Raw genomic sequence first — 11,841 nt, 5'->3', positions numbered from 1 at the left:
TCGCCGGCGAGTTCGCCAATCTGAGGCAGGCCAGCACCAACGAAGGTGACGGGCAGCCTGCGTTGAACGGTCTTGTCACCAAAAGCGCGACCGGACGGCGCCCCAGGACGGCCACATGGGTCCAACCACCGTAGTGCGAGAACGGCGAGTGATTTCGACGCGATGCGGGAGGCCAGTTCAGGGGTAGAACCGCCTGCGACCGCCGAAGCCCCCTAGGTGGTGGGCCCCGTGGGGCTCGAACCCACGACCCTCGGATTAAAAGTCCGGTGCTCTACCGACTGAGCTAGAGGCCCTCAGCGTCAAGGCTACCGGCTTCTCGCGACTATGCCGCTCATCCGCATTCCGCGCCGACACGCGCGGCCGCGCACTATCGGGGTACACGTCCTCCACAGCCAGATCATTGGGATCCTTGTCCGGGATGCAGGAAAGCTTCAGCCATTCCAACACCTCGGCTCGATAGTGTCCTTCCCGGATCGGCCACCGGCTGGCTGGTTCGAGCACCAATTCGAGTCACAAAAGGGGTACATCAGTGTCCGCTCCCATCGACGAGTCGCAGGCCAGCTCCATCGCCGACGCGCGCGCCGGATCGGACCTCGATTCCATCCTCGCCACGCCCGGCGACGCACTCCTCCTCGACGCGCTCCGACGGCGTGCCACGGTCAGCGTGCGCCGCATTCGCGACGACTTCGTCGAAGTGCACACCCCTCACCACGTTCTCGGCTACGTGCGCCACGAACGGCACGGCTTCACCGCACTCCGCGGTGACGACCCCGCGTGGGCCACACCGATCGGAAGCTACGCGAGCGAGTCCCTCGCGATCGAAGCGCTCCGCATGCGTCGCGGCTGAGTTCGGGCGCCTACTGCGCGATCCGACGGATTCCCCACGAACCCGTCCACCGCTCATCCGGCTCCAGCCATCGGAGGCCCGTCCCCGAGTTGAGCGCGTTTGCCGGCGCCGTCATCGGCTCCACAGCGAGCGCAAGCCGCTTCCCGACCGGGACGCCGGACTCGTCGTAGCGCGGGAAGATCCGCGAGGTGAACACCTGCGCGAACCGGAACGAGTCATCCATCCAGAGCTCCGTCGCGTCGCCATCCGGGCTCTGCAGATGCGCGCGTCGAATACCTTCCGCGTCCGCGGCGATATCCGTGTACCCGGTATCGAGATCCGCGTCCCCGACCCGGACGCCGCCGCGCAGGTCGAGCGGTGTTCCGTCGACGGGCTGCGTTCCCGTCGGAATCGACTGCGCATCCGTGGTGAACGCTGTCGCCGCGGGCAGCGTGATCACGCAGTCCTCGATCGGCACCGCACCGACCCGCAGGTACGGATGATTTCCCACCGCGAACGGCGCGCGGCGAGCAGAGCGGTTCACGACCTCGTGCGTCACCCGAAGGCCATCCGGCTGCAGCTCATGATGCACGCGGGTCTCGAGCACGAACGGCCAGCCGTGCTGCGGAAAGACCGTCGCCTCCTGCAGCAGCGAGTCCGCCGTCTGCGTGACCGCCTGATACGGCGAGAAGCGGAGCAGCCCGTGGATCGCATTGCCGCTCTTCGGCTCCGTCACGTCGAGCTGCTGGTCAGCGCCGTCGAGCTCCCACTTCGCGTTCGCCACTCGGTTCGGCCACGGCATGAGCACGATGCCGCACGCTCCCGCCGGTGCCTGGTGCGCCGGGAACGGCTCCGTCAGATCGACGCCGCCGACCCGCAGCGACCGGATCCCGGCAGCAACCTGCGTGATCGTGGCCTCGACACCACCGTCCGGGCCGTCGAGTCGGAGGTGGTACTGCCCACCGGTGGGTGTCGTCTGCATCTCGCTCCTCACACGAAGACGGTCGATTCGCTCGACTCGTCCAATCCGCGGCGCCCCGCCATCTGCGCAACGGTGACCGTCACGCCGGCGGTTCGGAGCGCCTCCAGACTGTCCTGATCCACGTCGGCGGTGATCACGCGATCGACTGCATCGAGCGCGCAGATGACGCCGACATCCGTGCGGCCGATCTTGTGACCGTCCGCGACGACGACGGTACGCCGGGCGGACTCGACAAGTTGTCGCTTGAGTTCGGTCTCGGGCAGGTTCACGTTCGTCACCCCGCCACGTGCGGACACGCCGGTGCACCCGATGATCGCCAGGTCGGCATGGACCATCGGCAGGATCGTGCCCGCAAACGGCGCGACGAGCGAATGTTGCAGGGGGCGCAGGGTGCCTCCCGTCACGATGACGGTGAACCGTGGGACGGCGCGCTCGAGCGCGAGCGCGTTCGTCAGCGAGTTGGTCACGACGGTGAGATCGGCCAAGTCGCGTCGCGCGATCAACGCTTCGGCGACGGCCGCCGTCGTCGTCCCGACATCGAGGAGAACGCACATGCCGGACTCGACCATCGCCGCCGCAGCCGATCCGATCGCGGCCTTCGCGGCCGCATGCTCGACGGCGGTCTCCTCGTACGGCCGCTCGGCGTTTGCGAGTCCGTCCGCAGTGGCGCTGAGCGCTCCCCCGTGGACGCGACGGATCCGACCAGCGCCATCGAGCGCGGCGAGGTCCTGCCGGATCGTGACCTCACTGGTGCCCAGGTGCGCAGCGAGGGTCGCCGTGCGTACGAGCCCCGGTGCGGCGTGGACGAGCGCCACGATGCGGTCCTGCCGAAGCGGCGCCGGCAACCCCTCCGCGTCGCTCTGGAGGCCCTCCACACGTCCCATAGGCCAAGTTTCGTTCACTTCCGATCCCTTTCGCAATGCTTCGAGTGCTCGGTATGCTCTCGGAGTGATCACGAAGCGCTCGACGTCGCTGGCGGATGGCCGCGACCTCTTCTACTTCGACGACGCCGACTCGACGCTGCCCGAAGAGCGGCGCATCGACGAGCGCCGACTCGACCCACGACCGCCGACCGCGCACATGCGGCAGGACCCGCTGACCGGTGAATGGGTCTCGATCGCAGCGGCCCGCCAGAACCGGGTGTTCCTGCCGCCGGCGGATCAGGATCCCCTCGCACCGCAGACGGCGGCGAACCCGTCGGAGATCCCCGACCAGTACGACGTCGCGGTGTTCGAGAACCGGTCGCCGTCGTTCGGGCCGGAGCTGCAGGCACCGGACGCGCCGCCATCGCTCGAATCGCTGAATGAGATCGGGCTGGGCCGCACGTTCCGATCGGTCGGCCGATGCGAGGTGGTGTGCTTCAGCCCGGCGACGGAAGGGTCGTTCGCGTCGATCAGCGAGTCGCGCGCGCGCACCGTCGTCGAGGCATGGGCGGACCGCACCGCCGCCCTGTCCGCGCTGCCGAACATCCAACACGTCTTTCCGTTCGAGAACCGGGGAGAAGCGATCGGCGTCACCCTGCACCATCCGCACGGCCAGATCTACGCGTACCCGTACGTCACGCCCCGCACGCAGCGGCTCCTCGCATCGATTGAGCGATTCGGCCCGGACCTCTTCGCTCGGATCCTCGAATCGGAGCAGTCCTCGGACCGCGTCGTCCTCGCGGGCGAGCACTTCACCGCGTTCGTGCCGTTCGCCGGGCGTTGGCCGATCGAGATCCACATGCTCCCGCATCGGCACGTCCCCGACTTCGCGGCCTTGACTGACGCCGAGAAGGACGAGCTTGCGCACCTGCACCTCACGCTCACCCGTGCGCTCGACAAGCTCTACGACGACCCGACGCCGTACATCGCGGCCTGGCATCAGGCGCCGGTGCACGTCGGCCGCGACACGGTTCGGCTGATGCTGCAGATCACGTCCCCGCGCCGCTCCGAATCGAAGCTCAAGTTCCTCGCGGGTAGCGAGGCGGCGATGGGCGCCTGGATCGGCGATCTCGTCCCGGAGCAGCAGGCCGCATTCATCCGGGAAGGAATCGCACGAGTATGACCGACACCACGAGCTTCGCGCAGACATTCGGTCGCGAGCCCGAGCATCGATACTCGGCGCCGGGCCGCGCCAACCTGATCGGCGAGCACACCGACTACAACGACGGGTACGTGCTGCCGTTCGCGATCGACCGGCGGACCACGTCGTGGATCGCGGCACGATCGGATCGGCTGCTGCGCGTGACCTCGACGGCTGCCACGCCCGGCGATGTGGTCGAGCTGTCCCTCGACGATCTCGCGCCCGCTGCCATGAACGGGTGGTCGGCGTACGTCTTCGGCATTGCGTGGGCGCTCCGCGAACGCGGCGCAGACCTCTCGGACAAGTCCGGCTTCGACATCTTCATCGACTCGACCGTGCCCGTCGGCGCGGGCTTGTCGTCGAGTGCGGCGATCGAGTGCGGAATCGCACTCGCGTTCAACGATCTTTGGGAGCTCGGCCTCGACCGGAAGGAGCTCGCACGCGTCGGCCAGTTCTCCGAGAACAATGCGGTCGGCGCGCCGACGGGCATCATGGACCAGTCGGCGTCCCTCCTCGGCGAGGAGGACGCGGCGGTGTTCCTCGACTGCCGCACCCTCGACACCGCCGTCGTGGATCTCGCGCTCAGCACGAACAACCTCGAGATCCTCGTCATGGACACCCGTGTGGAGCACGCTCACGCAACGGGCGGCTATGCGGCTCGCCGCGCCTCCTGCGAACGGGGTGCGGAGGCACTCGGCGTGCCAGCACTGCGTGACGTCGGCGTCAACGACCTGCCGCGCGCCGAGAAGCTCCTCGACGCGGAGACGTTCCGACGCGTCCGCCACATCGTCACCGAGAACCAGCGCGTCCTCGACACGGTCGACGTGCTGCGCGAGCAGGGCCCGCGGGCGATCGGCGATCTGCTCGTCGCGTCGCACCGATCCATGCGGGACGACTTCGAGATCTCGACGCCGGAACTGGACCTCGCTGTCGACACCGCACTCGAGCACGGCGCGGTCGGCGCACGCATGACCGGAGGCGGCTTCGGCGGTTCCGCGATCGCACTGGTCGACCGGGAGGCTCGCACCACGATTGCCAACGCCGTCACCGCCGCCTTCGCCGCAGCCGGCTATGCCGAGCCGGTGCTGTTCACGGTGCACGCAGCACAGGGCGCGCGCGCCGAACTCTGAGCCCCGCTGGCGGCGAGCGCCGAGGCCACTGCGGGCACTCGGCACTCGGCGCTCCCCGCTCGGCGCTCTCAGCGCAAGCGTCGCTCGGCGGCCTCGACCACGTTCTTCATGAGCATGGCCCTGGTCATCGGGCCGACGCCGCCGGGCACCGGCGACAGGAACCCGGCGACCTCGGCGACGGCCGGATCGACATCGCCGAGGAGACGAGCCTTTCCTGTCGTCTCGTCGACCACACGCGTGATCCCCACGTCGATGACCGCTGCGCCCGGCGCGACCCAGTCCGGTTTCACCAGGCCTGCGACGCCGGCGGCTGCGACGATGATGTCCGCGCGGCGACACTCCGCGGCGACGTCCGCGGTGAGCGAGTGCGTGAGCGTCGCAGTGGCTTCGAGCCGGGTCAGGAGGAGCCCGAGCGGACGACCGACCGTCAGCCCCTGTCCGATGATGGTGACGTGGGCGCCGCGGATCGGTACCTCGTAGGCGGAGAGCATCTCGACGATGCCGCGAGGCGTGCACGGCAGCGGCGCATCGATGGTGCCCGCTCCGCCGGGAACTGCGAGCACGAGTTCACCGAGGTTCCGCGGGTGCAGACCGTCGGCATCCTTCGCCGGGTCCATCAGCTCGAGCATCGGCACCGGGTCGATGCCGTCCGGGAGGGGCAGCTGCACGATGAACGCGGTCACGGCCGGATCGTCGTTCATCTGCAGGATGGCTGCGCGGATGTCCGCGGCGGACGCGGTCTCCGGCAGGTCGATCCGGATCGACTCGATCCCGAGTTCCGCCGAATCGCGATGCTTTCCCGCGACGTAGGACAGCGAGCCCGGATTCGCGCCGACGAGGATCGTTCCGAGCCCCGGTCGGATCCCGTGATCGTGCAGCCGTTCGACGCGTTCGCGCAGGCCGGCGCGGACGCGAGCGGCGAGCGCCGCCCCGTCGACCGTGACCGCGGTCACGCGTACAGCGGGAACGCGTCGGTGAGCGCCTTCACCCGCGCCGACAGGCCGGCGATGTCCGGGTTCGGCATGAGCGTGTTCGCGATGATGTCCGCGACCTCGGCGAACTCGGTGTCGCCGAACCCTCGGGTCGCGAGCGCGGGCGTGCCGATACGGACACCCGAGGTGACCATCGGCGGGCGCGGGTCGAACGGGACCGCGTTGCGGTTCACCGTGATGCCGACCTCGTGCAGCAGGTCTTCCGCCTGCTTGCCGTCGACCTCGGACTCGCGCAGGTCGACGAGCACGAGATGCACGTCGGTCCCGCCCGTGAGCACGTCGATCCCGGCGGCCTTCGCGTCGGGCGCGGTGAGCCGCTCGGAGAGGAGGCGCGCCCCACGGATCGTGCGCTCCTGACGGTCCTTGAACTCCGGCGTGCCCGCGAGCAGGAACGCCGTCGCCTTCGCCGCGATGACGTGCATGAGCGGTCCGCCCTGCTGCCCGGGGAACACCGCCGAGTTGAGCTTCTTGAACAGCGACTCGTCGTTCGACAGGATCAGACCGGAACGCGGCCCGGCGAGCGTCTTGTGCACGGTGGTCGAGACGACGTGCGCGTGCGGCACGGGCGACGGGTGGAGGCCCGCAGCGACGAGACCGGCGAAGTGCGCCATGTCGACCCAGAGCTTCGCGCCGACCTCGTCCGCGATCTCACGGAACTTCGCGAAGTCGAGCTGTCGAGGGTAGGCGGACCAGCCCGCGATGATCACGGTGGGCTTGTGCTCGATCGCCTTGGCGCGGATGTCGTCGTAGTCGACCTCGAACGTCTCCGGGCTGACGCCGTAGGAGACCGCGTTGTACAGCCGCCCCGAGAAGTTGAGCTTCATGCCGTGGGTCAGGTGGCCGCCGTGGGCGAGCTCGAGCCCGAGGATCGTGTCGCCCGCGGTCGCGATCGCGTGCAGCACCGCGGCGTTCGCGGTGGCGCCGGAGTGCGGCTGGACGTTGGCGTAGGCCGCGCCGAACAGCTTCTTCGCACGCTCGATCGCGAGCGACTCCGCGATGTCGACGAACTCGCATCCGCCGTAGTACCGCTTGCCGGGATAGCCCTCGGCGTACTTGTTCGTGAGCACGGAGCCCTGCGACTCGAGCACGGCGCGCGGCACGAAGTTCTCGGACGCGATCATCTCGAGGTAGTCGCGCTGGCGGCCGAGCTCCTTGCGGAGCACCTCGGCGATCTCGGGGTCGACCTCCGCAAGCGGGGCGTTGAACGTCGACGGAAGCGCCGAGTCGGTGGCGGGGGCAGGCTGCTGCAGATCGGTGATGGACACGGGACTCCTCAATACGGTGAGTGATCGATGCGGTCGGCGAGGCCCAGGCGTACGGCCTCGCACCGTGTCTCCGCCGCTTCCCGATGGTGACCCATCCAACGCCAGTCGCGACTCGTCGATCGTAGCAACGCGAGCCGGGCTGCCGGAAGACGAGGCGTGCCTCCCGGCTGATCGAAACGAGGTGAGACGCCTCCCGGGAATCGTGTCAGGCTGGAGCGGTGAGCCTCACCATGCCCGATGTCGACGAGCGCCGGGACGCCCGCCTCGACGAGCGGCTGGCCGCGCCGTGGATGACGATCGTGTGGGACGACCCGGTGAATCTGATGAGCTACGTGACCTACGTGTTCCAGTCCTACTTCGGGTACTCACGGCCCCGCGCCGAGCGCCTGATGCGACAGGTGAACGACGAGGGCCGCGCCGTGGTCGCAACCGGCCCACGTGAGGCGATGGAGCGGCACGTCGACGCGCTGCACGGGTACGGGCTGCAGGCGACCGTTGCGCAGTCGACGCCGTGATCGCCTTCCACCGCGAACCGGACGGTATGCACGTCACCGCCTCTGCCGCGGAGCGGGCGTTGCTCGTCGATCTGACCGGCCAGTTGATCGCGATGCTCGAGGGAGAGATCGAACGCGATCCTCTCGCCGAACGACTGTTCCCCGTCGCCTACACCGACGAACCGGAGGCGCAGGCGGAGTACCGCCGGTTCACCTTCGACGATCTCCGCGCGCAGAAGATCGCGAACGCTCGACGCCTGCACGGGCAGCTCGATCAGGAGGTCATCCCGCCACTGCAGCCCGAGGATGAACAGGCATGGCTCCGATGCCTCACGGACCTCCGGCTCACGCTCGCGGAACGGCTCGAGATCACCGGGGACGAGCCGTGGGGGGTCGCGTCGGAGGCGGATCCGAGCCTCCTTCCCGCGCTCCAGGTGTACGACTGGCTCGGCGCCGCGCAGGAGTCGCTCGTGGTCGCCGTTGCCGGCTGGTGAGCGCGGCGATGACATCCGGTCCCGGTAGCCTGTTCCGGTGACCGACGAGCCCACCCACTGGACCCTCACGCTCGTGTGCCAGGACCGCCCGGGCATCGTCCACGCGGTCTCCGGTGCGGTCGTCGCGGCGCACGGCAACATCACCGAGTCGCAGCAGTTCTCGAGCGCCGACACGAACACGTTCTTCATGCGGTTGCAGGTGCTCGCGCCGGTCACCCGCGAGGCGTTCGAAGCGGCGCTCGCGCCGGTCGCCGACCAGTACGGCATGCGCGTCCGGCTCGATGTCGTCGGCCGGCCGCTTCGCACGCTCGTGCTCGTGTCGACGGCTGCGCACTGTCTGAACGACCTGCTGTTCCGGCAGCGCGGCGGACAGCTCCCGATCGAGATCCCGCTGGTCCTGTCGAACCATCCCGATCTGGCCGAGCTCGCCGCGTTCTACTCGATCCCCTTCGAGCACCGGGCGATCGGGTCGTCCGACGACCGCGCCGCCATGGAGCAGCGCATCCTGGAGGCGGTGGATGAGTTCGACATCGAGCTCGTCGTCCTCGCCAGGTACATGCAGATCCTGTCCCCGTCGCTCTGCCACGCGCTCGCGGGGCGCGCCGTGAACATCCACCACTCGTTCCTGCCCGGATTCAAGGGCGCCAACCCCTACCGCCAAGCGCATGCCCGGGGCGTGAAACTCATCGGTGCGACCGCGCACTTCGTGACCGAAGATCTCGACGAAGGTCCGATCATCGAGCAGAACGTCGTTCGTGTCGACCACGCGCAGAGCCCGGCGCAGCTCATCTCCGTCGGCCAAGACGAAGAGTCGCGCACCCTGACTCAGGCGGTCCGCTGGATCGCGGAAGACCGCGTGCTGCTCGACGGCGCCCGGACGATCATCTTCCGGTGAGCCGATGAGCACATTTCCGCCGCAATCGCCCGTGGACTGGGGCGACAATCCGCCGCCCGCACCCCGTCGCCCGCGACAGCCCGTCTCCTTCTGGTCGGTCATCCGGGTGATCGTGCAGATCTTCGGGCTCGTCTCGCTCGCCTACTGGGGCTACATCTCCTGGCCGTTCCCGATGCCCGGGATCCTGTTCATGATCGCGGCGCCCGGGTTCGCGGCGCTCGTCTGGTTCCTGTTCCGCTCGTCACGATCGCCCCTCGGCACGGACCCCGTCGGCAAGGCGATCGTCGAGATCGCGCTCGTGGTCGCGGCATCCGGTGCCTGGCTCTCGATCGGGCATCCCTGGATCGGCCTGGTGTTCTTCGTGCTGGCCGCAGTCTCCGGCATCGTCACGTTTCGCCGCGAGCTCGCCGCCGGCTGATCTCGTGCGCGGCAACCACCCCCGCACCGCACGCCGACCTCCTGCACAGCAATCCAACCCTGACTCCGTCGAAAGGCCCCCGTGGACCCCATCCTGCTTCGCGCCGCCGGTACGAGCGTGCTGCTGTCGTTCCAGTCTGGTGAGGCCGAGATCGTGCACTGGGGCGCCGACCTCGGCGACACCATCCCCGACCTCGGTGCGCTGACGCAACCCGTGCCGCTGTCCTCCTTCGACACACCGGTCAGCTCCGGCGTCATTCCGCAGGCATCGTCGGGCTGGCTCGGGCGGCGCGGCCTCCGAGGTTCGCGCCGCGACGCCGACGGCCGCGTCAGCGGTGCGTTCTCCCCCGCGCTTCGCATCGTCGACGCTGCGGTCTCGGACGACGGCGCGGCGGCGCGGATCACACAGGCGGACGCGACCGCGGGCCTCCAGACAGTCACCGCGATCCGGTTGCACCCCGGCGGTCTCCTCGAGCTCACGAACGCCGTCGAGAACACCGCATCGACGCCGTACATGCTCGACGAGCTCGCGGTCATGCTGCCGCTCTCCGCACAAGCCGTGGAGCTCCTCGACCTGAGCGGCCGCTGGTGCCGCGAGAACCACCCGCAGCGGCAGATGCTGCGGCAGGGCACCTGGGTGCGTTCCGGGAGGCACGGGCGCACCGGCCACGACTCGTCGCTCTTCGTCGCCGCCGGAACGCCCGGGTTCGGGAACCGGCACGGGCGGGTGTGGGCGACGCACTTCGCCTGGTCCGGCGACCACGAGCAGTTCGTCGACGTGGTGACCGACGGACGCGCGACGATCGGCGCTGCGGAGCTGCTCGGATCCGGGGAGCTCGTGCTCGAGCCCGGCGAGCGCTACGAGACGCCGGCCCTGTTCGCCGCGTTCTCGGACGCGGGCATCGACGGGATCACGGCCCGCTACTACGACTGGTTCCGTGCGCGCCCCGGGCACCCGACGAGCGCCAGCGAGCGATCGGCGGCCAAGCCGCGGCCGGTCGTGCTGAACACGTGGGAGGCCGTGTACTTCGACCACCGCATCGAGCCGCTCATCGAGCTTGCGCAGTCCGGCGCGGAACTCGGTGTCGAGCGGTTCGTCCTCGACGACGGCTGGTTCCACGGCCGCCGAAACGACCGCGCCGGCCTCGGCGACTGGACGGTCGATGCCGACGTCTGGCCGGACGGCCTCACACCCCTCATCGACGCGGTCAACAGCCTCGGCATGGAGTTCGGGCTCTGGGTCGAGCCGGAGATGATCAACCCGGACTCCGACGTGGCACGCGCGCATCCGGACTGGATCGCCGGACCGGTCGCGCCGGTGCAGGGTGGCGAGCGGCGCCTCCCGCGCGAATGGCGTGCCCAGCAGGCACTGGACCTCAGCAACCCCGATGCCTGGCAATACGTGTTCGACCGTCTGGACGACCTGCTCTCGACGAACCGGATCGCGTACCTGAAATGGGATCAGAATCGCGACAGCACCGAGCTCGGTCACGACGGACGGCCCGCGGTGCACTCGCAGACCCTCGCCGCCTACCGCCTGTTCGACGCGCTGCGTGCGGCGCACCCGCACGTCGAGATCGAGTCGTGCTCGTCAGGCGGTGCGCGCGTCGATCTCGGCATCCTGCAGCGCACCGACCGCGTGTGGGCGTCCGACTGCAACGACGCGCTCGAACGGCAGACGATTCAGCGCTGGACCGAAGCGGTCGTCCCGCCGGAGCTCATCGGCGCGCACGTCGGCCCGCGCCACGCGCACACCACCGGCCGCGATCACGACATCGCCTTCCGCGCAATCACCGCGATGTTCGGACACTTCGGCATCGAATGGGACGTCCGGCAGGCAAGCGCTGCGGAGCGCGATGTCCTCGCGCGAGCCATTGCCCTCTATAAGGAGCACCGGGAGCTGCTGCACTCCGGCGTCAGCGTGCACGCCGACGTCGCGGACCCGAATCTGACCCTGCACGGCGTCGTCGCCCAGGACGGCTCGCGCGGACTGTTCGCGGCCGTCGCGCTCGCCACGCTCACCGCCGAACGGCCCGGCTTCGTCGGCATTCCGGGCCTCGCGCCCGACCGGCAGTACCGGGTCGAGGTGCTCTTGCCTGCCCCAGCGACCGACGCCTGGGACGACGCGGTGCTCGAAGTCACGACCCCGCCCTGGGTGGAGACGCCGACAACGGCGAGCGGCCGGTTCCTCGCCGAGGTCGGGCTGCCGCTGCCGGTGCTCCGCCCCGAGCGCGCCATGCTCTTCCGGGCGGTCGCCGTCGAGGGGTAGATAGCCTGGGCGC

Annotated in this window: 12 protein-coding genes, 1 tRNA gene and 1 riboswitch; of the genes, 8 read left to right on the top strand and 5 right to left on the bottom strand. The window is 69.3% G+C overall.

All coding sequences use genetic code 11. The annotated features are described in order from the left end of the window. Positions 1-217: 217 nt before the first annotated feature. A tRNA-Lys gene (locus tag CAM01S_RS06620) sits at positions 218-293 on the bottom strand. 236 nt (positions 294-529) lie between these two features. On the opposite strand from CAM01S_RS06620, the gene CAM01S_RS06615 reads away from it, so the two are divergent. After that, the gene (locus tag CAM01S_RS06615; protein WP_066518065.1) at positions 530-847 is read left to right on the top strand and encodes a hypothetical protein; all 318 of its coding nucleotides are present in this window, start codon (positions 530-532) and stop codon (positions 845-847) included. Positions 848-857: 10 nt separating this feature from the next. Here the strand turns inward: CAM01S_RS06615 and CAM01S_RS06610 are convergent, their stop codons facing one another. Continuing rightward, on the bottom strand, positions 858-1,808 hold the full coding sequence (locus CAM01S_RS06610) for an aldose 1-epimerase family protein (protein WP_066518064.1): 951 nt from the start codon (positions 1,806-1,808) through the stop codon (positions 858-860). 8 nt (positions 1,809-1,816) lie between these two features. After that, a complete protein-coding gene (locus tag CAM01S_RS06605) occupies positions 1,817-2,692 on the bottom strand; it encodes a DeoR/GlpR family DNA-binding transcription regulator (RefSeq protein ID WP_066518063.1) in 876 nt (291 codons plus the stop codon). 64 nt (positions 2,693-2,756) lie between these two features. On the opposite strand from CAM01S_RS06605, the gene galT reads away from it, so the two are divergent. Further along, complete coding sequence (gene galT / locus CAM01S_RS06600; RefSeq protein WP_066518056.1) at positions 2,757-3,854, top strand: galactose-1-phosphate uridylyltransferase; 1,098 nt, start codon at positions 2,757-2,759, stop codon at positions 3,852-3,854. Next, positions 3,851-5,002 carry a galactokinase gene (galK, locus tag CAM01S_RS06595; RefSeq protein WP_066518049.1) on the top strand — a complete coding sequence of 384 codons (1,152 nt, stop codon included), beginning with the start codon at positions 3,851-3,853 and terminating at the stop codon, positions 5,000-5,002. Before galT ends, galK begins: the two co-directional genes overlap by 4 nt. A gap of 68 nt (positions 5,003-5,070) precedes the next feature. On the opposite strand, the gene CAM01S_RS06590 is transcribed toward galK, so the two are convergent. Together CAM01S_RS06590 and glyA are read right to left on the bottom strand one after the other, a co-directional pair. Next, on the bottom strand, positions 5,071-5,955 hold the full coding sequence (locus tag CAM01S_RS06590; protein WP_066518047.1) for a bifunctional 5,10-methylenetetrahydrofolate dehydrogenase/5,10-methenyltetrahydrofolate cyclohydrolase: 885 nt from the start codon (positions 5,953-5,955) through the stop codon (positions 5,071-5,073). Further along, positions 5,952-7,259: a serine hydroxymethyltransferase gene (gene glyA / locus CAM01S_RS06585; protein WP_281176689.1), complete on the bottom strand. Its 1,308-nt coding sequence runs from the start codon at positions 7,257-7,259 to the stop codon at positions 5,952-5,954. The genes CAM01S_RS06590 and glyA overlap by 4 nt, the downstream gene beginning before the upstream one ends. Positions 7,260-7,293: 34 nt before the next feature. Next, a riboswitch (ZMP/ZTP riboswitch) is annotated at positions 7,294-7,378 on the bottom strand. 99 nt (positions 7,379-7,477) lie between these two features. Between glyA and clpS the strand changes: the two genes are divergently transcribed. From clpS to CAM01S_RS06560, 5 genes are all read left to right on the top strand, one after another. Next, positions 7,478-7,774: an ATP-dependent Clp protease adapter ClpS gene (clpS, locus tag CAM01S_RS06580; protein ID WP_373277691.1), complete on the top strand. Its 297-nt coding sequence runs from the start codon at positions 7,478-7,480 to the stop codon at positions 7,772-7,774. Then, positions 7,771-8,247, top strand: coding sequence for a DUF2017 family protein (locus tag CAM01S_RS06575; protein ID WP_066518041.1), 477 nt, complete (start codon positions 7,771-7,773; stop codon positions 8,245-8,247). Before clpS ends, CAM01S_RS06575 begins: the two co-directional genes overlap by 4 nt. Before the next feature lie 37 nt (positions 8,248-8,284). Then, positions 8,285-9,142: a formyltetrahydrofolate deformylase gene (gene purU, locus CAM01S_RS06570; protein WP_066518035.1), complete on the top strand. Its 858-nt coding sequence runs from the start codon at positions 8,285-8,287 to the stop codon at positions 9,140-9,142. Between the two features lie 4 nt (positions 9,143-9,146). Next, entirely contained in the window at positions 9,147-9,560 is a 414-nt protein-coding gene (locus CAM01S_RS06565) for a YrdB family protein (protein WP_066518033.1), read from the top strand. An 81-nt stretch (positions 9,561-9,641) separates the two neighbouring features. Further along, the gene (locus CAM01S_RS06560) at positions 9,642-11,828 is read left to right on the top strand and encodes an alpha-galactosidase (RefSeq protein ID WP_066518026.1); all 2,187 of its coding nucleotides are present in this window, start codon (positions 9,642-9,644) and stop codon (positions 11,826-11,828) included. The last annotated feature ends 13 nt before the right edge of the window (positions 11,829-11,841 follow it).

The organism is Curtobacterium ammoniigenes NBRC 101786 (assembly GCF_001571045.1).
GTDB lineage: Bacteria > Actinomycetota > Actinomycetes > Actinomycetales > Microbacteriaceae > Curtobacterium > Curtobacterium ammoniigenes.
The sequence above is the reverse complement of the archived record's forward strand: the minus strand, read 5'-3'. Positions and strand labels throughout refer to the sequence as shown.

Bases quoted from the DNA above. Each gene is read 5' to 3' on its own strand.
- CAM01S_RS06610 (WP_066518064.1), bottom strand. From the start codon at position 1,808: ATGCAGACGACACCCACCGGTGGGCAGTACCACCTCCGACTCGACGGC.
- galK (WP_066518049.1), top strand. From the start codon at position 3,851: ATGACCGACACCACGAGCTTCGCGCAGACATTCGGTCGCGAGCCCGAG.
- CAM01S_RS06605 (WP_066518063.1), bottom strand. From the start codon at position 2,692: ATGGGACGTGTGGAGGGCCTCCAGAGCGACGCGGAGGGGTTGCCGGCG.
- CAM01S_RS06565 (WP_066518033.1), top strand. From the start codon at position 9,147: ATGAGCACATTTCCGCCGCAATCGCCCGTGGACTGGGGCGACAATCCG.